We start from the raw sequence: 23577 nt of genomic DNA on the forward strand, positions 1-23577 counted from the left end.
ACGCGGTATCATCGGTTAAACGGGGTGCGTGAAAACGTGCTGCGCCCGTCAGGGCGTGCGCGTGCTACGCACCGTAGTCACAGCACATTGAGGAGGCATGCATGAAGGGAAATCTGGTCATCGTCTGTCGCGATCAGGATGCTCTCGCGTTCGACCAGTTGATGGTCGAATACGGGGCGTTTCAAACGCGCCTGTCATCGACCGCGTGGTACCTGAAGCTCGAGGCCGCGCCTGAGCTGGTGCAGGAAGAGATTCTTGCCCGCCTCGGCAAGTACACGACGCATTACATCTTCGAGGCGGGCAGCGTGACCTACAACACCGTCGACAACGAAGCCGCCGCCGCTCTGGACACGCTGTTTTCTGTTTGATCGCTGCGCGTCGATCTCAGGTCGATCTCGCGTCTATAACTGCCTGAACCTGGCTTGATTCAGCGCCCGTGCACTACCGATGCGGGCGCGCCCTCCGAAGCCAACTTCCACTTCTCCATCCAGTCAGCGCCGCGAGGCGCTCACCAGATTTGCGCCGCCTCGGCGACGGTACGCTCGACCACCTCGAACGGAAACGTCATGCGCACCGCGAGGCCGCCGCTTTCGCCGTTGCCGATGGCGATTTCGCCACCCGCACGCCGCACGAGACGCTCCACGATCGCGAGACCCAGCCCGCTATGGCCGTTGCCGCCGCGCGCCGGATCAAGCCGCACGAACGGCCGGCTCGCCTGCGTGAGGTCTTGATCGGCAATACCCTTGCCGTGATCGCGCACGCACAGCGTGAAGCCGTCCGCACCACGCGAGGTTTCGATCACCACGGGAGGCGCGCCATAGGCGTGCGCGTTGTCGAGCAGGTTCGACACCACGCGGTCGAGCGTGGCCGCAGGCAGACGGAAATCCGGCCCGGCCTTCAGCCGTCGCTCGATCATGAGCGACTCGCCGCCTACCGTGCGGTAATTGCGCGCGATGCGCTCGCACTGGTCGTCCACTTCGAGCGGTTCGCTGCGATCCGCCCCGTCGTGCGCAAACACCAGAAACTGATCGACGATATGCGCCATCGACTCGACATCGCGCACCACGCCGTCACGCATCTTCTGCTCGTCCATCATTTCGGCGCGCAGGCGCAGGCGCGCAAGCGGCGTCTTCAGGTCGTGCGCGACGCCCGCAAGCATCACGGCGCGGTCTTTGTCGGTGCGCTCGACTTCCTTGACCATCTGGTTGAAACCGCGCGTGAGCTGACGCAACTCGCGCGGCCCGCGTTCGGCGAGCGGCGGTACCGGCTGGCCGCGCCCGAAGCGCGCGACCGCATGCGCAAGCGCGCGCAGCGGCTTTTGCACCATCCACGCCGCGACCAGTGCCGCCACCAGGGCCGCCGAGAAAATGATGATGAACCACGGCGCCTTGTCGATCGGCCGCATGATGCGCAGCGGCTGCCCAGGCACGACGATCCATTGCTTGTCGGTCGGCCCTTTTACCCACAGCGTGGGAGGATGGCCGGGCAGGCCCGCGCGCACCTCGGTGCCGGGCGGCATGCGATCGCGCATGTCGTCGATAAAGCGGCGCAGCGGCTCGGGATAGTCGCTGCGCAGCGGCGGCACTTCGGGACTGTCGGGCGCGATCACGCGCACGCGCGACGGCAGCGGCTGGTCGGGCTCGCGCTCGACGTGCTGGCGCACGGCGTCGACGAGGAACATCGCCTCTTCGACGGCGTAACGCGTCTGCAACTGATCGCGTTCGAGCCGCATGAGCGCGAACCACGCGACGTGCGAGAAAAGCAGGACGCCGACGAAGAGCAGCGCAAGCCGCCCGAACAGCGAATCAACCGGCCGGCGCATGGCTACCCTGTTCACCGTCCGGCACGAACACATAGCCGCGGCCGCGCACGGTCTGGATGAAACGCGGCGTGGACGGGTCGGATTCGAGAATACGGCGCAGGCGCCACACCTGCACGTCGATGCCACGGTCGGTGCCGTCGTATTCGGGGCCGTGCAGCAATTCGAGCAGGCGCTCGCGCGTGAGCGTGCGCATCGGGTGATTGACGAAAATCTTCAGGAGCGCGAATTCGCTGCCCGACAGCATGATGGGCTTGCCTTCCTGCTGGAGCGTGCGCGACTGGAAATCGAGCGTGAAGCGGCCGAACGAAAACGGTTCGCGCTGTTCCGGCGCCGCCGCGGACGGCACCGTGCGGCGGCGGCGCAGCACCGCCTGCACGCGGGCGAGCAGCTCGCGCGGATTGAAGGGCTTGCCGAGATAGTCGTCGGCGCCGAGTTCGAGACCGACGATGCGATCCACGTCGTCCGCGCGCGCCGTCAACATGATCACCGGGATGTCGTCGCCCGACGCGCGCAGCTTGCGCAGCGCCGTGAGGCCGTCCACGCCCGGCATCATCAGATCGAGCACGATCAGATCGGGGCGCTCGCGCTCGAGGCGGCGCTCAAGCGAGCCCGCATCGTGCAGCACCGACACTTCCATGCCTTGCCGCGCCAGATAGTCGCGCAACAGATCGCGCAGTTCGACGTCGTCATCGACGACCAGAATTTGAGTAGCCATGGGACGAAGTTTAACGCGCGCGTGTGAGCCGTTTGCTTACACGGAGGCGCTTTGGGTTACGAGAAGTTACCGCGAAAGGCCGCCGTAATGTCGCGTAATGACAGCGGGTTGAGCGGTAACACGAGGGGCACGACCGGTCTATACGCTAGGGACACCGGTTGCGGACACCCGCATCTTTCGCAGGGCGCCGTGCCATACCGGACCAAACCTTCAAGGATTCGTCAGGAGCTTCACCATGTACAAGACCCCTTCGCGCCTTCTCGCGATCGCCGCTGCCTCTCTCGCACTCACCCTCGGCGCAACTGCTGCCCAGGCCCAGACGCCCCCGCCGCCCGCAGGCGGCCCCGGCATGATGATGCATGGCCATGGCGGCCCGGGCATGCACCACGGCGACTTCATGATGGCCGCCAAAAAGCTGCACGACAAGCTGAACCTGAGCGCCGCGCAGGAAAAGCAGTGGCAAGCCGCCGTCGACACCATGAAGCAGAACGGTCAGGCGATGCACAAGAACCACGAGCAGCTCAAGCAGCAGTTCGACGCCCAGAAGAACCAGCCGATCCTCGACCTGAACGCGATGCACAACACGCATCAGCAGATCGACCAGCAGGACGCGCAACTGCGCGAGCAGACCGCGCAGGCGTGGCTCACGTTCTACAACGGCCTGAACGACCAGCAGAAGACCACCGTGAGCTCGGCGCTCAAGGAACACTTCGCGAAGATGGAGCAGCGCCACGAGAAAATGCGCGAGCACTGGGAGCATCGCAAGGGCGCGGCTTCGGCTCCGGCTGGGCAATAAGCGTCTGATCCGGCGGGCTGCGGTTGCTCTGACGCGCTCGCCGCAAAGAAAAACGCCGCGGGATTTGCATCCCGCGGCGTTTTTCTTGTCGGCGTCGGACGCCTGAGCGGCGGCTTATGCAACCTCGAAAAGCAGCACTTCGGCCTGATCGCCGTGCGACAGCGTGACCGCCGCTTCGGCTTCGATCATCGCCGCGTCGCCCGCTTCCAGGCGCTGGCCGTTCACCTCCAGCGCGCCGCGCGCGACATGCACATAAGCACGGCGTCCCGCCGGCAACGCGTACTCCGTGCGCTCGTCGCCATCGATCAGCGCGGCGTGGATCGACGCGTCGGTCTGCACCGTCACCGATCCGTCGCGCCCGTCGGGCGAGGCGATCACGCGCAGGCGGCCGCGCTTGTCGGCGTCGTCGAAGCGCTTTTCCTCGTAGCCCGGCGCCCCGCCGCGCTCGCTCGGCAGCAGCCAGATCTGCAGCAAATGGGCTTCTTCGTCGCTCGACGCGTTGAATTCGCTGTGCATCACGCCCGTGCCCGCGCTCATGCGCTGCACGTCGCCGGGCCGGATCGTCGAGCCGTTGCCCATGCTGTCGCGGTGCGCGAGCGCGCCCGAGAGCACATAGGTGACGATCTCCATATCGCGGTGGCCATGCGCGCCGAAGCCCTTGCCGCCCGCAATGCGGTCGTCGTTGAGCACCCGCAGCGCGCCGTAGTGCACATGTTCGTCGTCGAAATAGTCCGCGAACGAGAAGCTGTGATACGAGTCGAGCCAGCCGTGGTTGGCGTGGCCGCGTTCGGCGGAGCGTCGGATAGCAAGCATGGGTTTCTCCGGTAAGTCGTGTCGATAACGGAAGATAGGGCCGAAAGCCCGCCAGGACAATCCGCAGCGGCGCACCGGATCGTTTCACCAGCAACCTCAATCGACCTGGCAACGACGCCGATTAGCTTCATCTGGCGCCACGCTCTGTCAGGCCCAAGCCACAGCCGCACCGGGAACGATCCGCGCGGGCGTGCGCTTCGGGTAAAATACCGCCCTTTTCGGCCGGCGCCACCGTCCGCGCCTTCGCACGGCCGGACACCCGGGCGTCCCTGCCGGTTCGCGCCGGTTGGGGACGCATCGCGCGTCCGGCCCGCATTTTTGATCGCCTAGAATGGCGGCGCCCGGTCATGAGCCGGCCCGCAGACGCGCGGCCCGCGCCGCGGCGTCGATCAAACGGCTCCTCGCGACATCCACGCGACGAGCCGCGCCCGTGTATCAGGAGAAAGATGAAGAAGTTCGCAGTGTGCGTCGCGCTCGCCCTCGTTGCAGGAAGCGCCGCGGCCAAGGATTGGAAAACCGTGCGTATCGGCGTCGATGCGAGCTATCCGCCGTTTGAGTCCAAGGCCGCCAACGGCCAGATCACCGGTTTCGACGTCGACTTGACCAGGGCGCTGTGCGCGCGCATGAACGTGAAGTGCGTCTGGGTCGAAAACGACCTCGACGGCATCATCCCCGCGCTCAAGGCCCGCAAGTTCGACGCGATCATCTCGTCGCTGACGATCACGCCGCAGCGCGCCCAGCAGATCGACTACTCCGACAAGATGTTCGATGCGCCCGCACGCATGATCGCGCGCACCGGCTCGCCGCTGCTGCCGACGCCCGCTTCGCTCAAGGGCAAGAACGTCGGCGTCGAGCAGGGCTCGACCCAGGAAGCCTACGCCAAGGCGCACTGGTCGTCGAAGGGCGTGAACGTGGTGTCGTATGCGAACCAGGATCAGGTCTATCAAGACCTGATGTCGGGGCGCCTGGACGCCACGCTGCAAGATGAAGTGCAGGCCGACTACGGCTTCCTGAAGACGCCGCGCGGCAAGGGCTTCGGCTGGGCCGGCCCGGAAGTGGAAGACCTCGCGACGATCGGCGACGGCACCGCCATCGGCCTGCGCAAGGAAGACGCTGACCTGAAGGCGAAATTCAACGCGGCGCTTGCGTCGTTGCACAAGGACGGCACCTTCGACAAGATCGCGAAGCAGTACTTCGACTTCGATATCTACAAAGGCAAGTAAGCAAGGTCAGTGAGCTCGCGGGCCGCGTGTCCGGGGGCCCGCCCCGATAGACCGCGCGGGGCCTTCGTATACAGTGTGGCAACTTCGCAGCGACAGCCATGCTGCCCGGCGCGCTCCGGTTTCGGGCCGCAGGCAGAACAACGAACCATCGCACCAACGGGAACGCGGCCAGCCACGCCGGCCGCGCATGAACGGCAATTGAACCGCGGCAGCGACTGCCGCGTCTTTCGCGGGACGCGCCCCACGCAAGTCGAGGGCGCCCCGTCAGGGACTCACCTATGTTTCTTCAAGGCTACGGCCCGCTGATCCTCGCCGGCACCTGGCAGACCGTCAAGCTAGCCGTCCTCTCGCTCGTGCTGTCGTTCGTGCTCGGCCTGCTGGGCGCAGCGGCCAAGCTGTCAAAAAATCGCATCGTCCACGGCGCGGGCACGGCCTACACCACGATCATTCGCGGCGTACCCGATCTCGTGCTGATGCTGCTGCTGTTCTACAGCATCCAGATCTGGCTGAACATGGTCACCGACCACTTCGGCATGGATCAGATCGACATTGATCCGTTCCTCGCCGGCGTGATCGTGCTGGGCTTCATCTACGGCGCGTATTTCACCGAGACCTTCCGCGGCGCGTTTCTGTCCGTGCCGCGGGGCCAGCTCGAAGCGGGCCACGCCTACGGCATGACCAACTGGCAGGTGTTCACGCGCGTGATGTTCCCGCAGATGATGCGCTTCGCGCTGCCCGGCATCGGCAACAACTGGCAGGTGCTGGTGAAGTCGACCGCGCTCGTCTCCATCATCGGTCTCGCCGATGTCGTGAAGGCCAGCCAGGACGCCGGCAAGGGCACGCTGCGGTTCTTCTTCTTCACGCTGCTCGCGGGCGCGATCTATCTCGTCATCACGACCGTCTCGAACTTCGTGCTCATGTATCTCGACAAGCGCTACTCCACCGGCGTGCGCAAAGCGGATCTCTAAAGCGACTCAGGCACAGGACAAGGCCAACGACAATGCAAGACCTGATCGAGCTGATCCAGCAATACTGGCGCAACTACCTCTACACCGACGGCTATCACTTCACGGGCGTCGCCATCACGGCATGGCTGCTGGTGATTTCGATTGGCCTCGGCTTCTGTCTGTCGGTGCCGCTAGCCGTGGCGCGCGTCTCGAAGAAAAAGTGGCTGTCGTTTCTCGTATGGCTGTACACGTATATCTTCCGCGGCACGCCGCTCTACGTGCAGCTGCTGCTGTGCTACACGGGCCTCTACAGCCTCGACATCATCCGCAACCACGAGCTGACGAGCGCGTTCTTCCGCAGCGGCATGAACTGCACGCTGCTCGCCTTCACGCTCAACACCTGCGCGTACACGACCGAGATCTTCGCGGGCGCCATCAAGGCCACGCCCTACGGCGAGATCGAAGCCGCGCGCGCCTACGGGATGAGCCCGTTCACGCTGTATCGCCGCGTGATCCTGCCGTCGGCGCTGCGCCGCGCGCTGCCCTACTACAGCAACGAAGTCATCCTGATGTTGCACGCGACGACCGTGGCGTTCACGGCGACCGTGCCCGACATCCTCAAGATCGCACGCGACGTCAATTCGGCGACTTATCAGTCGTTTGGCGCTTTCGGCATCGCCGCCGTGCTGTACCTGATCATTTCTTTCACGCTCGTGTGGCTGTTCCGCCAGGCCGAGCGCCGCTGGCTCGCATACCTGCGACCGCAAGGCAAGTGAGCCATCGAGGTCATAGATGAATTCCCAGAAGCAGAAACTTTTCGTCGACTCCATCCACAAGAAGTACGGCGACCATGAAGTCCTCAAGGGCGTGTCGCTCAAGGCGAACGCCGGCGACGTGATCAGCGTGATTGGCTCGTCCGGCTCGGGCAAGAGCACGATGCTGCGCTGTATCAACTTCCTCGAACAGCCGAATTCCGGCCGCATCGTCGTCGATGGCGAGGAACTCGTCACGAAGACCGACAAGCGCACCGGCGCGCTCGTGGTGGCCGACGTCAAGCAGTTGCAGCGCGTGCGCACCAAGCTCGCGATGGTGTTCCAGCACTTCAACCTGTGGTCGCACATGACGGTGCTGGAGAACGTGATCGAGGCGCCGGTGCACGTGCTCGGCCTCTCGCGCAAGGAAGCCGAAGACCGCGCGCGCGTCTACCTGGAGAAGGTCGGCCTCGCGCCGCGCGTGGAGACGCAGTATCCGTCGCACCTGTCGGGCGGCCAGCAGCAGCGCGTGGCGATCGCCCGCGCGCTGACCATGAACCCCGACGTGATGCTGTTCGATGAGCCGACGTCCGCGCTCGACCCCGAACTGGTCGGCGAAGTGCTCAAGGTCATGCAGAAGCTCGCCGAGGAAGGCCGCACCATGATCGTCGTCACGCACGAAATGGGTTTCGCGCGCAACGTGTCGAACCACGTGATGTTCCTGCACCAGGGCCGCGTGGAAGAGGAAGGCGTGCCGTCCGAGGTGTTCGCCAACCCCAGCAGCGAGCGTCTGCGCCAGTTCCTGTCGGGCAGCCTCAAGTGATGGGGCGCTAAGGACTACGCGATGTAGTCGACTACATCACCAATCTTGCGATGTAGTAAAAGTAGTATTTCAAGGCGCTTTCAGCGCCTTTTCTTTTTGCCTTCTCCGATCCGCTCGAACGCCGGTTTTTTCGGTAAAAAGCGCACTTTTCGCACTACTCCTGAGTGTTTCGCCCGTCAATAGTGGCAATCCTGAAGAGGCCCCGGAGAAATCCGTGTGTGCCTTGTCCTACAAGGATTTAGGCATACTTTTCGGAATCGCCTGACCACCATCCAGGAAGCACATATGGCAATTTGACGACACCCCGCCAGCCGCGCGCGATTTCGTTCGCCAGCGCCGACCTTTTTTGCTAAATTAGTAACCAAAGTAGCAAAACAAAGTTCATTAAAAGTAGTTTCACTTCAAATAAGAACGGGAGATGCCAGTCAACCAGGGGATCTGCATGACGACTCGAACAGGTTGTCCTGCTCGCATCGTTCCGTAACGCCGATCCCTCGGGTCACACTCCCTTTACGCGACTATTTCTGTCCGCAGCACCCCGAAGGCGCGCGGACGTCTTTCGCAGTACTAAGGTTGACTCTTTGACAGGGTATGGAGGAGAAGATGAAGAAAGCATTGCTCGCCGCAGCACTGATGTCGGCTGGCGTCCTCGCGCATGCGCAAAGCAGCGTGACGCTCTACGGCCGCCTCGACGCGGGTGTCGCATACATGAATGGCGTCGGTACTGGCGGCGGCACGGGCGCAGCTACCAGCGGCAAGAGCCAGGTTCAGCTCGAAAGCGGCTACTGGGGCACCAGCCTCTGGGGCATGAAGGGCGTTGAAGACCTCGGTGGCGGCAACAAGGCACTCTTCCAGTTGGAAGGCAGCTTCAGCACGACCACGGGTCAAGGCCCGGGCAACGGCGGTCTCTTCAATCGTTGGGCAACGGTCGGTATGTCGAACGACCAGTTCGGTACCCTGCTGCTGGGCCGCGAACTGTTCATCTCGAACGGCATTTGGGACTTCGACCCGTTCGGTCAGTCGAACTGGTCGTCGGCGTCGCTCGTGCGTGGCCGCAACTGGCCGCAGTCGAGCAACAACGTTTCGTACCAGTCGCCGAAGTTCTACGGCTTCGACGTGTACGGCCAGTACTCGTTCTCGAACGCAACGAGCTGGAACGGCAACGGTACGACCACGCAAGGTCGTGAAGACGGTCTGCAACTGACGTACACGAACTCGCTGTTCCAGATCCGCGGCCTGTACGACGAAATCCGCAACCCGAACAACGGTACGCTCGGCGGCGCATACGATCCGACCGGCGTGAACTCGGCCAACACGGGCCAGGGCGTGTTCGCCTTCTCGCGTGACTACATGGCGATGGTCAACGTGTTCCTCGGGCCGTTCAAGGTTCAGGGCGGCTACGAAGCCATCCGTTCGTCGGGCATGACGGGCCTGGCAATCGGCCAGCCGAGCACGCTCGACCACGAATGGGGCGGTGTGACGTGGCAAGCCACGCCGGCAGCCGCGCTGATCGCGGCGGTCTACCACGTGAACGCGAACAACGGCGGCGGCAACGCCACGATGTACACGATCGGCGGCTCGTACAACCTGTCCAAGCGCACGCTGCTCGACATCCAGGCAGCCACGGTGCAGAACAGCAAGTCGGCCAACTTCGGCCTGAACGCGAACAACTACGGTACGTCGGCAGCCACGGGCAACCCGCTGATCGGCCACAGCCAGACCGGCGTGTACGCGGGCATCCAGCACTCGTTCTAAGCGTCTGAGTTTCTCTGACGCTTTAAAACGGGTGTAGACAGAACAGCTACATCGAAGTTTTCACGCTGCTGCGAGAGGCGCGTATCGGTGCGGTGTCCGAAAGGGTATCGCACCGTTTTTTATTGTGGGGACGGGCCGCGTCGGTGTGACTGCGGCGCCGTCCCCTTTCTTCTTTTGTGCTGCCAGACAAAGTTGCGGACTTAAACCGCGGCTTCGTTTTCTTCGCCGGTGCGAATACGGATCACGCGTTCGACGTCGGTCACGAAAATCTTGCCGTCGCCGATCTTGCCGGTGCGCGCCGCGCCGATGATCGCGTCGATCACCTGGTCGCTCTGGTCGTTGGCGACCACCACTTCGATCTTCACCTTCGGCAGGAAGTCCACCACGTACTCGGCGCCGCGGTACAGCTCCGTGTGGCCCTTCTGGCGGCCAAAGCCCTTGACTTCGGTGACGGTCAGGCCCGTGAGGCCCACTTCGGCGAGCGCCTCGCGCACTTCGTCGAGCTTGAACGGTTTGATGACGGCGGTAATGCGTTTCATGGCGGCCTCGTATCGGGTTATCTGGCGGTGATTGACGTTAGTCGGACATTAATCGGTGACGCTACGATGACGCTATCGCGTCACGCTAAACCTGCATCCATCCTGCAATTCTACGCTGCACGCTGGCAGCTCAAGCCTTGGGCTCGTGCGTGGGCACGCGTTCGAGATCCGCGAGCCACACCGCGCTTTCCGAATCGCTCGGCGCACGCCAGTCGCCGCGCGGCGACAGCGAGCCGCCCGAGCCGACCTTCGGCGCGTTCGGAATGCAGGTGCGCTTGAACTGGCTGGTGCGGAAAAAGCGGTCGAGGAAGATGCGCAGATTGCGCTTGATCGCCGCGAGGTCGTACGCGTTGCGCGCGACCTTCGCGTTCTCGGGCCACGCACCGGCCTCGCGATCGCCCCACGCGTGGCGCGCGAGAAACGCGACCTTGGTGGGCGCAAAACCGAAGCGCAGCGTGTAGTAAAGATTGAAGTCCTGCAGCTCGTACGGCCCGATGGTGCTTTCGGTCTTCTGCTCGGGCGCGCCATCGGTCTTGCCGGGGATGAGTTCCGGGCTGATGTCGGTGGCGAGAATCGCTTCGAGCACATCCGTGCCGCTCTCGCCGTTCTGGCCGATCTGACCGGTTTCCGCGACCCAGCGCACGAGGTGCGTTATCAGCGTCTTCGGCACGCTGGCGTTCACGTTGTAGTGCGACATGTGATCGCCCACGCCGTAGGTGCACCAGCCGAGCGCCAGCTCGGAGAGGTCGCCCGTGCCAATCACGATCGCGTGATTGAAGTTGGCAAGGCGGAACAGGTGGTTCGTGCGCTCGCCCGCTTGCACGTTTTCGAAGGTGATGTCGTAGCTTTCCTTGCCTTCGGAATACGGATGGCCGAGGTCTTCGAGCATCTGCATGCAGCTCTGGCGGATATCGATTTCGCGTGCCGTGCAGCCGACCAGGTTCATCAGCTCGCGCGCCTGGCGCAGCGTGCGCTCGCTGGTCGCGAAGCCCGGCATAGTGTATGCCAGGATATTGGCGCGCGGCAGGCCGAGGCGATCCATCGCCTTCGCGCAGACCAGCAGCGCGTGCGTGGAATCCAGGCCACCCGACACGCCGATCACCACTTTCTTGATGCCCGCCTGCTGCAAACGCTGCACAAGCGCCTGCACCTGAATGTTGTAGACCTCGTTGCAGCGCTCGTCGCGGCGCTTCGGGTCGGCCGGCACGTACGGGAAGCGTTCGACGCGGCGTTCGAGCGCGAGCGTCTCGCGCGTCCACGCGCCCTGGGCTTGCCCCTCGCCCGCCAGCTCGCAGCGGATCACCCGGAACTTCGCGACTTCGTCGGCATGGCGGCGGATCGAATCGCCGAAGGTGGTCTGGCGGATGCGCTCCTGCTGGAGACGTTCGAGATCGACATCGGCGAAAATCAGGTGCGAGTCGTCGAGAAAACGCCCGGACTGCGCGAGCATTTCGCCGTTTTCGCAGACCAGCGCCTGGCCGTCCCAGGCCATGTCGGTGGTCGATTCGCCTTGGCCCGCCGAGGTATAGAGATACGCCGCCAGGCAGCGCGCCGATTGCTGCGACACCAGTTGCTGCCGGTAACCGGCCTTGCCCACCACCACGTTCGATGCCGAGAGATTCACCAGCACCGACGCGCCCGCGAGCGCCGCGAACGACGACGGCGGAATCGGCACCCAGACGTCCTCGCAGATTTCGACGTGAAAGCGCAAGCCCGGAATCTGCACCGCGTCGAACAGCAGCGACGCGCCGAACGGCACGTCCATGCCCGCGATGCGCACGGTGTCCGTGCTCGCGCTATCGGCGGCGCTGAACTGGCGCGGCTCGTAGAACTCGCCGTAATTCGGCAGGAAACTCTTCGGCACGATGCCCGCGACGCGGCCGCCCGAGACCACCGCCGCGCAGTTGAAGAGCGCATGGCCCACGCGCACCGGCAGGCCCACGATCATCACGAGCGGCAGTTGCGCCGAAGCTTCGACGATCTGCGCGAGCGCCTGTTCGCAGGCATCGAGCAGCGCCTGCTGATGGAACAGGTCGTCGCAGCTATACGCCGACAGTCCGAGCTCCGGGAACGCGACCAGCGCCGCGCCTTTGGCTGCGGCTTCGCGCGCGAGGGTCAGCGTCTGTGCGGCGTTGAAGGCCGGATCGGCCACGCGGCAACGCGGCACGCCCACGGCCACGCGCGCGAAACCGTGCGAGTAGAGATTGAAGAAGCGCTCTTTCATTTCGATAACCGATAAGCGATGACGCGATAGCCAGAAGACATGGCGGCACGAGCGTGCGCGGCGGGACAACGATGCGCGACCCTCACCCGTTCGGGTCGTTTGCTTTACCATGACCGCTTGCCGCAGCGCCGCGAAGGTCGAAAACCGCTTCGATCGACGTGCGGCGCGCGATCCGCAAAGCCTGGGAACAGCAGGCAAAACCCCCAGGCCACATCAGGCAAGCACGGGCACACCAGTTGGACAAGGAACATTTCGATTATCGCACGGGCATTATCGGCTCACCGTCCGAGCTCGACGCCGCCGAATGGAACGCCCTGCTCGCGCGCCAGGCGCAGCCGACGCCGTTCCTGCGCCATGAATTTCTCGCGGCACTCGACGCCACGCGCTGCGCCACGCCCGACGCGGGCTGGGCGCCGCAGTTCGTCACGCTGACCGATGCGCGCACGGGCAAGCTCGCCGCCGCCGCGCCGGTCTACCTCAAGGGCCACTCGTACGGCGAGTACGTGTTCGACTGGGCCTGGGCCGACGCCTACAAGCGTAACGGCCTGGAGTACTACCCGAAGCTGCTGTGCGCGGTGCCGTTCACGCCGGTTCAGGGCACGCGCCTGATCGCCGCCGACGAAACCGCGCGCCGCCACCTGGCCGCCACGCTGGTTGCGTTCGCGGAGCAGACCGACGTGTCGTCGTTGCACGTGCTGTTTCCGACCGAAGAAGACGCATCGGCGCTGACCGCCCTGGGCATGATGCAGCGCGAAGGCGTGCAGTTTCACTGGCTCAACGACGGCTATCGCGACTTCGACGAGTTTCTGTCGACGCTCGAACAGAAGAAGCGCAAGAACATTCGCGCCGAGCGCCGCAAGGTGCGCGACGCGGGCGTGACGCTCCGGCGCATTCGCGGCGAGGACATTCGCGACGAGGACTGGCGCTTTTTCAGCCGCTGCTACCGGCAGACGTACCGCGAGCATTTCTCGTCGCCGTACCTGAATCTCGACTTTTTCCGCATGATCGGCGCGAGCATGCCGGAGAACCTGCTGCTCGTGATCGCCGAATACGAAGGCAAGCCGATCGCCAGCTCGCTCGTGGTCTATCAGCGTGACGCCGACGGCACGGGCGGCACGCTTTACGGCCGCTACTGGGGCGCACTCGAACATGTGCCCTGCCTGCACTTCGAGACCGCGTACTATCAGCCCCTGGAATTCTGCATCGAGGAAAAGCTCGCCGTGTTCGAAGGCGGCGCGCAGGGCGAGCACAAGATGGCGCGCGGCTTCATGCCGACGGTCACGCGCTCGGCGCACTGGCTCGCGCATCCGGCGTTCTCGGACGCGGTCGCGCGCTTCCTGGAAAGCGAGACCAACCAGATCCACGCTTATGTGCACGAGTTGAACGAGCACAATCCCTTTCGAAGCTGATCATGCCGTGGTTCCTCTATCTGCTCGAATGCGCCGACGGCAGCGTGTATACGGGCATCGCCATCGACGTTCAAGCGCGTTTCGAGCAGCACGCGAACGGCACGGGCGCGCGCTACACGCGCGCGCGCAAGCCGGTGCAGGTGCTCGCGCAGTTCGAATTCGCCAACCGCTCCAGCGCATCGAGCGCCGAATACTGGGTCAAGCGGCTGCGTCCCGCTGAAAAGCGCGCGCTTGCGGCGGGCGAGCGGGCGCTGGATTCGGTTCTGCCACCGCCGCCTGCCCCACCAGAAATCGACGAAGCCAACGAACCCGCCGAAAGCGCCGAACCCCAATCCGGATCCGCACGCGCATAAAAAAACCGCACGGCCTTTCGGCGCGTGCGGTTTTTTATCGGCGAAAAACGCGGATAAGCGCGAGCGCTCACTTCTTCGCGTTAGCGACGCCTTCCGTGATTTCCTTGTGAGCGGCTTCGATGCCTGCCCAGCCGTCGACCTTGACCCACTTGCCCTTTTCGAGCGCCTTGTATTGCTCGAAGAAGTGCTTGATCTGGTCTTTCAGGTACTCGGGCACGTCGTCCAGCGACTTGATGTTGGCCGTCATCGGGCAAACCTTGTCGTGCGGCACGGCGATCAGCTTGGCGTCGACGCCCGACTCGTCGGTCATCTGCAGCATGCCCAGCGCGCGCGAGCGCACGACCGAACCTGCCAGCAGCGGGAACGGCGTGATCACGAGCACGTCGACGGGGTCGCCGTCGCCCGACAGCGTCTGCGGGATGAAACCGTAGTTGACCGGGTAGCGCATGCCGGTGCCGACGAAACGGTCGACGACGAGCACGCCCATTTCCTTATCGGCTTCGTACTTGACCGGGTCGCTTTGCGCCGGAATCTCGATGATGACGTTGAAGTCTTGCGGCAGATCCTTGCCGGCGGGCACGTTTGCGAAGCTCATGAGCGCTCTCTGTTGAAAAGGGAAAAAAGCGACGGTTACACGGCACAGCGGCGCGCGCGAGGCAGACCCGGCACGGCGCGCCGGCGCGAAACCGGACGTTGGAGGTTGTCGGCCATTATAGCCAATCGGCCAGGGCGATCCCTAGTGGGGCTGCCGGTTGCGCCACTGCCACAATGAAGCGGCTCCTGAATTCCGGCCCGGCCGCGCCGCGAATGGCGCGATAATGAAGCCGCTGTCTGCGTTTTTGTCTGGCTTTCCTTCTTTCCCGTCCAGCGTTTCCCTCCCCACCTAGCGAGGCGCATGCATGGAAGCAGCGAAGCATTTCATCGGCGGCGAGTGGTGCCCGCCCGCCAGCGGCGAGACCCTCCCCGCCCTCGATCCCTCCACCGGCCAACCTTTCGCCCAGCTGGCGCGCGGCAACGCCGCCGACATCGACACCGCCGTCCAGGCCGCGCGCCGCGCCTACGAAGGCCCATGGGGCGCCCTGTCCCCGGCGGAGCGCGGCCGCCTGCTGTTCGCGCTCGCGGGCCTCGTGACGCGCGACAAGGAAATCCTCGCGCAGCTAGAAGCGCAGGACACCGGCAAGCCGCTCAAGCAGGCGCGCGCCGACGCCGCCGCGCTCGCGCGCTACTTCGAGTTCTACGCGGGCGCCGCCGACAAGCTGCACGGCGAGACCCTGCCGTACCAGACCGGCTACACCGTGCTCACGATCCGCGAGCCGCACGGCGTCACGGGCCACATCGTGCCGTGGAACTATCCGATGCAGATTTTCGGGCGCAGCGTCGGCGCGGCGCTCGCGACGGGCAACGCCTGCGTGGTGAAGCCCGCCGAGGACGCCTGCGTCTCGCTGCTGCACGTCGCCGCGCTCGCGCGCGAGGCAGGCTTGCCGCCGGGTGCGCTCAACATCGTGACGGGCCTGGGCCATGAGGCGGGCGCGGCGCTCGCCGCCCATCCCGGCATCGACCACATTTCCTTCACTGGCTCGCCGCTCACGGGCAAGCTCGTCGCGCAGATGGCCGCTGAGCATCACGTTCCGGTCACGCTGGAGCTGGGCGGCAAGTCGCCGCAAATCGTCTTCGCCGATGCCGATTTCGATGCGGCGCTGCCCGTGCTGGTCGCCGCGATCGTGCAGAACGCCGGGCAGACCTGCTCGGCGGGCAGCCGCGTGCTGATCGAGCGCAGCGCCTACGAGCCGCTGCTCGAACGGCTCGCGGCGGCGTTCGACGCGTTGCGCGTCGGGCCCGCGAGCGCCGATCTCGACTGTGGCCCGCTCATCAGCGAGAAGCAGCGGCGGCGCGTGCGCGACTTCCTCGACGAGGCGCAGCGCGAGCGCATCGCCGTGGCCGCGCGCGGCAAGCTCGACGCCAGCGCACCCGACGGCGGTTTCTACGAAACCCCGGCTCTGCTGCGCGATGTCCCGCCGCACAGCCGTCTCGCGCAGGAGGAAGTGTTCGGGCCGGTGCTCGCCGCTATGCCATTCGACGATGAAGCACAGGCGCTTGCGCTCGCCAACGGCACGCCTTACGGGCTGGTCGCGGGCGTGTGGACGCGCGACGGAGCACGCCAGTTGCGCATCGCACGGCGCGTGCGTGCAGGCCAGGTGTTCGTCAACAACTATGGCGCGGGCGGCGGCGTCGAGTTGCCGTTCGGCGGCACGCGCCAGTCGGGCCACGGCCGCGAAAAAGGCTTCGAAGCGCTCTACGGTTTCACCGTGCTGAAGACCATTGCGATCCGCCACGGCTAGGCACGCCGTTCACGCACGTTTCATCCGACATCACAACAACGGAGACACCATGCGACTCAAAGGCAAGACAGCCGTGGTCACGGGCGCCGGCTCGGGCTTCGGCGAAGGCATCGCCAAAACCTTCGCGCGCGAGGGCGCGAACGTCGTCATCAACGATCTCAACGCTGAAGCGGCGCAACGCGTCGCAAGCGAAATCGCACTCGCGGGCGGCAAGGCCATCGCCGTACAAGGCGACATCACGCGCGAGGCCGACTGGCACGCGCTGCGCGATGCCGCCGTCGACGACTTCGGCAGCGTGGAAATCGTCGTCAACAACGCGGGCACGACGCATCGCAACAAGCCGGTGATGGACGTGAGCGAAGCCGAATTCGACCGCGTCTACGCCGTCAACGTGAAAGGCCTCTACTGGAGCGTGCGCGCGTTCGTGCCGCACTTTCGCGAGCGCGGCGGCGGCGCGTTCGTCAACATCGCCTCGACGGCCGGCATCCGGCCGCGCCCCGGACTCGTCTGGTACAACGGCAGCAAGGGCGCGATGATCGTCGCCAGCAAGGCGCTTGCCGCCGAACTGGGCCCCGACCGCATTCGCGTGAACTGCGTGAATCCGGTGATCGGCGACACGGGCCTGACCGCCGAGTTCATGGGCGTGCCCGATACGCCCGAGAACCGCCAGCGCTTTATCGCGACGATTCCGCTCGGGCGTTTTTCCACGCCGCAAGATGTGGCCAATGCCTGCCTCTATCTGGCCTCCGACGAAGCCGCGTTCATCACCGGCACGTGTATCGAGGTGGATGGCGGGCGCTGCGTCTAGCCATCGGCAGGGTTGCCCTAAGTCCTTGACGCATCGGTGTTTTCCCGCGCCGCCCGGCCCTGGCGGCGCGTATAGAATGGTCGTGCTTTGTCCACGAATAGCCGCCATAACAAGGCGGCAATACAAGCCGGCCGCGCCAGCGGCCCGCACGGAGACACCATGGCCAGTCCAGCGAATCACCTGCCGCACGCGGGCGCGGGCGCACCCCTGCCAGCCTTCGAGGAAGCCACCTACCGCAAGGTCGCGTGGCGCCTGATCCCGCTTCTCATGCTCTGCTATGTGGTCGCGTATCTCGACCGCGTGAACGTCGGCTTCGCGAAGTTGCAGATGAGCGCGGCGCTCAATCTCTCCGATGCGGTCTACGGCTTCGGCGCAGGCATTTTCTTCATCGGCTATTTTCTGTTCGAAGTGCCAAGCAATGTGATCCTGCATCGCGTCGGCGCGCGCGTGTGGATCGCCCGCATCATGGTGACGTGGGGCCTCGTCTCGATCTTCACGATGTTCGTCACCACGCCGACGATGTTCTACGTGATGCGCTTCCTGCTCGGCCTGTGCGAAGCGGGCTTCTTTCCTGGCATCATTCTTTACCTGACGTACTGGTATCCGGCCCATCGGCGCGGCCGCATGACGACGTGGTTCATGACGGCCATCGCGCTGTCGGGCGTGATCGGCGGGCCAGTGTCGGGCTGGATCCTCAAGTCCTTTGACGGCGCGCACGGCTGGGCGGGCTGGCAGTGGCTGTTCCTGCTCGAAGGGCTGCCGTCGGTGCTGGTCGGCGTGCTGGTGTTTTTCGTGCTGGACGACCGCATCGGCAAGGCCAAATGGCTCACGCCCGAGGAGCGCGCGCTGCTCGAACGCAATATCGCCGCCGAGGACGCCACCAAGGAAGACCTGCCCCTGCGCACCGTGCTCACGAGCCCGCGCGTGCTGCTGATGAGCCTCACCTACTTCTCGTTCGTGATGGGGCTGTACGGCGTGAGCTTCTGGCTGCCGACCATCATCAAGGCGACGGGCGTGAAGGATCCACTCGCGATCGGGCTGCTGTCGGCGATTCCATTTGCAGCAGCGGTCGTCGGCATGGTGCTGGTCGCCCGCAGCGCCGACCGTCTGCGCGAGCGGCGCTGGCATATCGCGATTCCGGCGGCGGCGGGCGCGCTTGGCCTCGTGCTGTCGGTCGCGTGGGCGCACGACACGGTGCTGGCGATGGCGGCGCTCACGCTCGCGACCTTCGGCATCCTCACGACCTTGCCGCTGTTCTGGAGCCTGCCGACCGCCTGGCTCGCGGGCACCGGCGCGGCGGCGGGCATCGCGCTCATCAATTCGATCGGCAACCTGGCGGGCTTTCTGAGCCCCTATGCCGTGGGCTGGCTCAAGCAGGCGACCTCGGCCAACGACTCGGGCATGTATCTGCTCGCGGCGTGCATGATCGTGGGCGGACTGCTTGCGCTGTGCGCGCCGGCGAAACTGGTGAATCGCTGAGCGGCATGGGCCTCGCGCCCGCGCAAAGAAAAAGGCCGCTTTTCAGCGGCCTTTTTTCATCACGGCATCGACGAGCGCTTCATCAAACGACGTTCATCGCCAGTGCGCTTTCGCGATAGTGCGTCGCGGCCTTGCCTGCGTCGCCCAGTTCCTCGTGCAGACGCGCGAGCGCGCGATGCGAGCGGATCTTGAGCGGTTCGTTGTGCACCACGTTGGCCGACTTGAGCGCGGCTTCGAGGAACGATTGCGCCTTGCCCCAGAGCTGCTGCTTCAGGCACAGACGGCCCAGCGCGAACAGCAGGTCGCCGTCCTCCGGACGCTCCTTGCGCCACGCTTCGGCCTTCTGGATCAGCGGCAGCGCGTCGCTGCCGGCGGTATCCGGATAGCGGCGCAGCAAACGCGCGTCCCAATTTTGCGCGAGCGCTTCCTCGACAATCTTGCGCGCGTCGCTCTGGCGTTCCAGCGCGATCAGCAGTTCGGCGGCGCAATCGGCCAGACGCGGCGAATGACGCTCGACCGGCGTCAGCGCGTGCCACAGTTCGAGCAGCGCATCGGCATTGTGGCGACGGTCGCGCAGCAGGTTTTCCGCCGCCAGCTGACGCAGGCGAACCGCCACGGCCGGATGCAGCGCCTCGCGCTTTTCCAGCGTCTTGACGAGCTTGAGCACTTCGCTCCAGTTCTTGAGCTGCTGCTGCGCGCGCAGCGCGATCTGCTGCGCGTGGATGCGGCGGCCGCCCTGGCTGCGCATTTCGGTGAGCGCGGCAAGCGCGCCGTCGGCGTCGCGGCCATCGGCGCGCATGTCGGCAGTGGCCATCAGGCGCGCTTCCTGGAGCTCAGGATCTTCGACCTGGGTAAGCCAGTCGTCGCGGCGCGCGTACTCGTGCAGACGATGCGCGGCGTTCGCGGCGATCAGCCCCGCCGCGCCCTTGTTCTTCTCATCAGCGAGCGAATCGCGCGCGGCTTTTTCGGCACGCGAGAAACGCCCTGCGTAGAGATTGCCCACCGCATCGCGCAGCGCGGAGTTCGCCTTTTCCTTGCGAGCGCGCGCACGATACGCGGCCACGCGGCGCGGCATGGTCACGACGTTGCGCACGAAGCGCAGGATCGCGTAGAGCAGCAGGAACGCCACGACGATGCCGACCACGAACAGGTTCAGCGAAACATCGACGCGATACGGCGGATAGACGAGCAGCACCTGCCCCGCGTCGAAGCGCCCGACGGTGGCGAGCGCAACCGCCACTGCGAAGAGGAGCGCGAGCCAGAGGAGTCCACGGATCGCCATGTCTTACCCCCGGCTCTTGTATTGCTGGACGGCCTTCAGGCTTTCGTCGAGCGTGGGCAGCGCGACCGCTGCCGAGCCCGCATCCACCTGCTTGAGCAGGTCGCGCACGTTCTGCGTTTCCTTCGACGCGCTGTCGAAGTACTTCGCGAGCGCGGCGTCGGCGGCGGCGAGATCGGACTTGAGCGTCGGCTCGTTGCGCGAGAGCAGCGAAAGGCGCGCCGACAGCAGGCGCAGCTTCACGTTTTCGCGCACGAAATAGCCTTGATCGGGCGAGGCGAGCATCGCATCGGCGTTATCGATGCGGCGCACCTGCACGAGGCTGGCGATCTGCTGGCCGATCCCGCTGACGAAGGTGTCGAGCCAGGCCTTCCAGCGCGGCGCGCCGGTCGCGGCGGCGACCTTGTCGACGTCCGTGGGCGTGGCCGCTTCGGGCTTCGTGTGCGCGACGAGCGCTTCGCCTGCGAGCGGCAGCTTGTCGATGGCGGCGAGCGCCGTGTCGAGCTTGATCGCCATGCCCGCGAGATCGGTGGACGGCGCGGCCTTGAGCTTGTCGGTGTCCTGGGCGATGGCCTTGCGCACCGCAAGCGCCTGCGGACTGTCCAAAGCGGCGAGGCGCGTGTCCGCGCTTTGCAGCGCGAAGAGCGCGAGCTGCGTGTTGCCGGTCAGCTGCAGTTGTTCGCTGGCGCTGGAGAGCATCTGGCCGACTTCGGCGAGCGTCCAGTCGTCGCGGTTCTTGGCAAGATCGGCGTATTGCTGCGCGAGCGCCTGTTGCGAGGTCTGCGCGTCGGCGATCTTGCCTTCGAGCTGCGCCATCTGCTTGTCGATCTGCTGCGCGCTCGTCACGGCCTGGTCGGCGCGAGCGCGCAGTGCGGAAGTCTGCTGGTCGGCGGCCTGCTGGCGCTGCGCGAGCGCCGCATCCATGCGGTCGAGCTTGCGGTTGAGCGCATAACCGCCCGCGCCCGCACCTGCGGCGACCAGCACCACCACGAGCCAGAGGATCGCGGAGCCTGCGCCGCTGCGGCGCGCGTTGGCGCTGGAGGGCGGCGGCGCCGACGCATACGCCGATGCGGGGCGCGCGGTGTTCTGGGACGACGTGGAGGACGAAGACGAAGCCGCGGCGCTCTGCGTCACGGCGGACGACGAAGCGGACGTGGCGCCTGAATGGGGAACGTGGCTGGAATCGTTCTGATCAGTCATGCGTGGTTGTACCGGCGGCGAGGCCGGGATGTTCTGAACCGGTTGAGCCGCGGACTGCGCGGCTGAAGAACCCTCTGCGGAAATCGAGGCGGCCGACTGGGACGATGCGAGCCCGGCGAGCCCAACGAGCGTTTCGACGATGCGCTCGTCGCCCGCGCCGGACACCGTCATCCTATCAAAACCCAATGAGCGCGCCGTCTCCGCGATCCGTGGGTGCGGCGCGACCAGGTGCGCGTGGCGCAGCTCGACGATTTCTCCCGCCGTGAGGTGTTCGCGCGCGAGTTCGTCGAGGTTGCGCACGCCCTCGGAGCTGGTCACGAGCCAGGCGTGCGGCGCGCCTTCGAGCAGCGCATGCACCGACGCCCACGCACCGATCGGCGGCTCCGGGACGATGCGGCGATAGGCGGCGACGGCCTCGACTTCGGCGCCGGCTTCGCGCAGGCGGTCGGCGAGCCATTCGCGCCCGCCGTCGCCGCGCACGATCAGCACGCGTTTGCCGGCAAAGGCGTTCTCGCCCAGCGTGGTTTCGAGCGCGGCGTACAGCGATTCGGAGTCGAAGCGCGCGGGTTCTTCGTCGGCCGCGCCTGCGGGGCTGATGACGCGATGGTCGGGCGCCTTGACGCCGTGGCGCGCGAGCGCGGCGACGCTGGCCGGGCCGACCACGCCGATGGGCAGCGCATGCGGCCAGATCGACGAACTCAACGGGAGCGACTGGTAGCACTCGAACGCGCGGTCGATGGCGTTGGGCGAAACGAACACCACGAGCGCATAACGTTCGAGCGCGCCGAGCGCTTCGCGCAACGGCGCGTCGTCGCGCACGGGGGCGATGGCGATGAGCGGGAAATCGAGCGGCTTGAGGCCGCGTGCGGCGAGCTGCGCGGCAAGCGCGTCCGACTGACCGGCCGGACGGGTGATCACGACCGTGAACGGCTCGGCGGCGTGGTGCGCCGACGGCGTTGCCTCGGCAGCGCTCGCGCCGTCGGCCGGGCCGCCCCACTCATCGGGCTGGGCCGAACCGGGCGTGCCGTCGCGGCGCGGCTGCCAGGGGCTCGTCATCGTCCGCCCGCACCGCTTTCGGGGTTGCCTGAAGCGCGCGTCGAGGGCGCCAGATTCGGCACGTGCTGCTCGGCGGGGCCGGCTTCGGCAAGCGCACGCACGATCTCCAGCGCGCCTTGTGCGATCAGGTCGTCGGCGACCTTGCGGCCCAGTGCGATGGCTTCCTCTACCGTGGCGGGCGCGGCGGCTTCCTCGGCGGCCAGCACCTGGCTCGCGTTGGGCGTGGCGATGGTGCCACGCAGCGCGAGCTTGCCGTCCTGCCACTGCGCGTAGGCCGCGAGCGGCACCGAGCAGCTGCCGCCCAGTGCGCGCGACACCATGCGTTCGGCCTCGACGGCCCTTGCGGTGGCGTCGTGGTGCAGCGGCGCGAGCCATGCGGCGACATCGGCGCGGTCGGCGCGGATCTCGATGCCAAGCGCGCCCTGCCCCGCTGCCGGCAGGCTGTCCTCGGGCGAGAGCAGCGCGCGGATGCGCGAGCCCAGCCCCAGGCGCTTGAGGCCCGCCGCCGCCAGGATGATCGCCGCGTAGTCGCCGCGGTCGAGCTTGGACAGGCGCGTGTCGAGGTTGCCGCGCAGCGGCTTCACGTCGAGATGCGGATAGCGCGCGCGGATCATCGACTCGCGGCGCAGGCTGGACGTGCCGACCACGGCGCCCGGCGGCAGCGCCGCGAGCGAGTCGTAGTCGTTGGAAACGAAGGCATCGCGCGGATCCTCGCGCTCCATGATGGCCGTGAGCGCGAAGCCCTCGGGCAGCTCCATCGGCACGTCCTTGAGCGAGTGGACGGCGAGATCGGCATGCCCGTCGGCCAGCGCCTGCTCCAGTTCCTTGACGAACAGACCCTTACCGCCGACTTTCGACAGCGTGCGATCGAGAATTTGATCGCCACGGGTCGTCATTCCGACGATCTTCACGTCGCAGGATGGATATAATTTGTGCAGCGCAGCTTGAACATGTTCGGCCTGCCACATCGCAAGGCGGCTCTCGCGCGAAGCAATGACCAGCGTGCGCGGTGTGGCTGGCGGTGTGGACGGATCAGGCGCGGATAACGTCTCGGAATTCATGGCAAGCACATCGAATGACGGGTTCGAAAAACAGAATCGGATAACAGGCAATGTTAGCACGCGCCCCTTTTTCCGCTTGCCCGCAAGGCGGGTTTGGGCGGCGAAAAGCCACAAGGCGCGTGCGGCGGCAAGGAAGAGACCAGGCTCATACATGAGTCGTGCCATATGCGCGTAATTCGCGCGC

At 65.7% G+C, this 23577-nt stretch carries 21 protein-coding genes; 12 read left to right on the forward strand and 9 right to left on the reverse strand.

The annotated features are described in order from the left end of the window. The first annotated feature begins 101 nt into the window (after nt 1-101). Nucleotides 102-368, forward strand: coding sequence for a double-stranded DNA-specific endonuclease (locus tag BBA01S_RS11560; RefSeq protein WP_027816578.1), 267 nt, complete (start codon nt 102-104; stop codon nt 366-368). Nucleotides 369-508: 140 nt separating this feature from the next. Here BBA01S_RS11560 and BBA01S_RS11565 read toward each other — a convergent pair whose 3' ends face one another. Together BBA01S_RS11565 and BBA01S_RS11570 are read right to left on the reverse strand one after the other, a co-directional pair. Continuing rightward, on the reverse strand, nt 509-1822 hold the full coding sequence (locus tag BBA01S_RS11565; protein WP_027816579.1) for an ATP-binding protein: 1314 nt from the start codon (nt 1820-1822) through the stop codon (nt 509-511). Then, nucleotides 1806-2537 (reverse strand): response regulator, encoded by a 732-nt coding sequence (locus tag BBA01S_RS11570; RefSeq protein ID WP_027816580.1) that lies wholly within the window; start codon nt 2535-2537, stop codon nt 1806-1808. Before BBA01S_RS11570 ends, BBA01S_RS11565 begins: the two co-directional genes overlap by 17 nt. A gap of 235 nt (nt 2538-2772) precedes the next feature. On the opposite strand from BBA01S_RS11570, the gene BBA01S_RS11575 reads away from it, so the two are divergent. Continuing rightward, complete coding sequence (locus BBA01S_RS11575) at nt 2773-3333, forward strand: periplasmic heavy metal sensor (protein WP_027816581.1); 561 nt, start codon at nt 2773-2775, stop codon at nt 3331-3333. Nucleotides 3334-3447: 114 nt separating this feature from the next. On the opposite strand, the gene BBA01S_RS11580 is transcribed toward BBA01S_RS11575, so the two are convergent. Further along, on the reverse strand, nt 3448-4146 hold the full coding sequence (locus tag BBA01S_RS11580) for a pirin family protein (RefSeq protein ID WP_027816582.1): 699 nt from the start codon (nt 4144-4146) through the stop codon (nt 3448-3450). A 446-nt stretch (nt 4147-4592) separates the two neighbouring features. Between BBA01S_RS11580 and BBA01S_RS11585 the strand changes: the two genes are divergently transcribed. The 5 genes from BBA01S_RS11585 (at nt 4593) to BBA01S_RS11605 (ending at nt 9646) form a co-directional block, all read left to right on the forward strand. Further along, nucleotides 4593-5369 (forward strand): ABC transporter substrate-binding protein, encoded by a 777-nt coding sequence (locus BBA01S_RS11585; protein ID WP_027816583.1) that lies wholly within the window; start codon nt 4593-4595, stop codon nt 5367-5369. Nucleotides 5370-5647: 278 nt separating this feature from the next. Further along, the gene (locus tag BBA01S_RS11590; protein ID WP_027816584.1) at nt 5648-6337 is read left to right on the forward strand and encodes an ABC transporter permease; all 690 of its coding nucleotides are present in this window, start codon (nt 5648-5650) and stop codon (nt 6335-6337) included. Nucleotides 6338-6378: 41 nt separating this feature from the next. Beyond that, on the forward strand, nt 6379-7092 hold the full coding sequence (locus BBA01S_RS11595; protein ID WP_027816585.1) for an ABC transporter permease: 714 nt from the start codon (nt 6379-6381) through the stop codon (nt 7090-7092). Nucleotides 7093-7108: 16 nt separating this feature from the next. Further along, nucleotides 7109-7891, forward strand: a complete 783-nt coding sequence (locus BBA01S_RS11600; protein ID WP_027816586.1) for an ABC transporter ATP-binding protein — start codon at nt 7109-7111, stop codon at nt 7889-7891. Between the two features lie 603 nt (nt 7892-8494). Beyond that, the gene (locus BBA01S_RS11605; RefSeq protein WP_027816587.1) at nt 8495-9646 is read left to right on the forward strand and encodes a porin; all 1152 of its coding nucleotides are present in this window, start codon (nt 8495-8497) and stop codon (nt 9644-9646) included. A gap of 200 nt (nt 9647-9846) precedes the next feature. Here BBA01S_RS11605 and BBA01S_RS11610 read toward each other — a convergent pair whose 3' ends face one another. Further along, on the reverse strand, nt 9847-10185 hold the full coding sequence (locus tag BBA01S_RS11610; protein WP_027816588.1) for a P-II family nitrogen regulator: 339 nt from the start codon (nt 10183-10185) through the stop codon (nt 9847-9849). Nucleotides 10186-10315: 130 nt separating this feature from the next. Further along, nucleotides 10316-12409, reverse strand: coding sequence for an NAD(+) synthase (locus BBA01S_RS11615; protein ID WP_027816589.1), 2094 nt, complete (start codon nt 12407-12409; stop codon nt 10316-10318). A 236-nt stretch (nt 12410-12645) separates the two neighbouring features. Here BBA01S_RS11615 and BBA01S_RS11620 point away from each other — a divergent pair, with 236 nt between their 5' ends. Both BBA01S_RS11620 and BBA01S_RS11625 read left to right on the forward strand, forming a co-directional pair. Continuing rightward, the gene (locus BBA01S_RS11620; protein WP_027816590.1) at nt 12646-13818 is read left to right on the forward strand and encodes a GNAT family N-acetyltransferase; all 1173 of its coding nucleotides are present in this window, start codon (nt 12646-12648) and stop codon (nt 13816-13818) included. 2 nt (nt 13819-13820) lie between these two features. Then, nucleotides 13821-14171, forward strand: a complete 351-nt coding sequence (locus BBA01S_RS11625) for a GIY-YIG nuclease family protein (RefSeq protein WP_027816591.1) — start codon at nt 13821-13823, stop codon at nt 14169-14171. Between the two features lie 67 nt (nt 14172-14238). Here BBA01S_RS11625 and ppa read toward each other — a convergent pair whose 3' ends face one another. Beyond that, on the reverse strand, nt 14239-14766 hold the full coding sequence (gene ppa, locus BBA01S_RS11630; RefSeq protein ID WP_027816592.1) for an inorganic diphosphatase: 528 nt from the start codon (nt 14764-14766) through the stop codon (nt 14239-14241). Between the two features lie 304 nt (nt 14767-15070). Between ppa and BBA01S_RS11635 the strand changes: the two genes are divergently transcribed. From BBA01S_RS11635 to BBA01S_RS11645, 3 genes are all read left to right on the forward strand, one after another. Continuing rightward, complete coding sequence (locus BBA01S_RS11635) at nt 15071-16510, forward strand: aldehyde dehydrogenase family protein (protein WP_027816593.1); 1440 nt, start codon at nt 15071-15073, stop codon at nt 16508-16510. A 49-nt stretch (nt 16511-16559) separates the two neighbouring features. After that, complete coding sequence (locus BBA01S_RS11640; protein WP_027816594.1) at nt 16560-17318, forward strand: SDR family oxidoreductase; 759 nt, start codon at nt 16560-16562, stop codon at nt 17316-17318. 159 nt (nt 17319-17477) lie between these two features. Then, nucleotides 17478-18797, forward strand: a complete 1320-nt coding sequence (locus tag BBA01S_RS11645; protein ID WP_027816595.1) for an MFS transporter — start codon at nt 17478-17480, stop codon at nt 18795-18797. Between the two features lie 82 nt (nt 18798-18879). Here BBA01S_RS11645 and BBA01S_RS11650 read toward each other — a convergent pair whose 3' ends face one another. Genes BBA01S_RS11650 through hemC form a run of 3 tightly spaced genes read right to left on the reverse strand, consistent with a single transcriptional unit; the run spans nt 18880 to nt 23393 of the window. Beyond that, entirely contained in the window at nt 18880-20079 is a 1200-nt protein-coding gene (locus BBA01S_RS11650) for a heme biosynthesis protein HemY (protein ID WP_027816596.1), read from the reverse strand. Nucleotides 20080-20082: 3 nt separating this feature from the next. After that, nucleotides 20083-22332 carry a fused uroporphyrinogen-III synthase HemD/membrane protein HemX gene (gene hemDX / locus BBA01S_RS11655; RefSeq protein WP_084162076.1) on the reverse strand — a complete coding sequence of 750 codons (2250 nt, stop codon included), beginning with the start codon at nt 22330-22332 and terminating at the stop codon, nt 20083-20085. After that, nucleotides 22329-23393: a hydroxymethylbilane synthase gene (gene hemC, locus BBA01S_RS40930; protein ID WP_042296846.1), complete on the reverse strand. Its 1065-nt coding sequence runs from the start codon at nt 23391-23393 to the stop codon at nt 22329-22331. The genes hemDX and hemC overlap by 4 nt, the downstream gene beginning before the upstream one ends. Nucleotides 23394-23577 lie beyond the last annotated feature (184 nt).

The organism is Paraburkholderia bannensis NBRC 103871, from assembly GCF_000685015.1.
Taxonomy (GTDB): domain Bacteria; phylum Pseudomonadota; class Gammaproteobacteria; order Burkholderiales; family Burkholderiaceae; genus Paraburkholderia; species Paraburkholderia bannensis.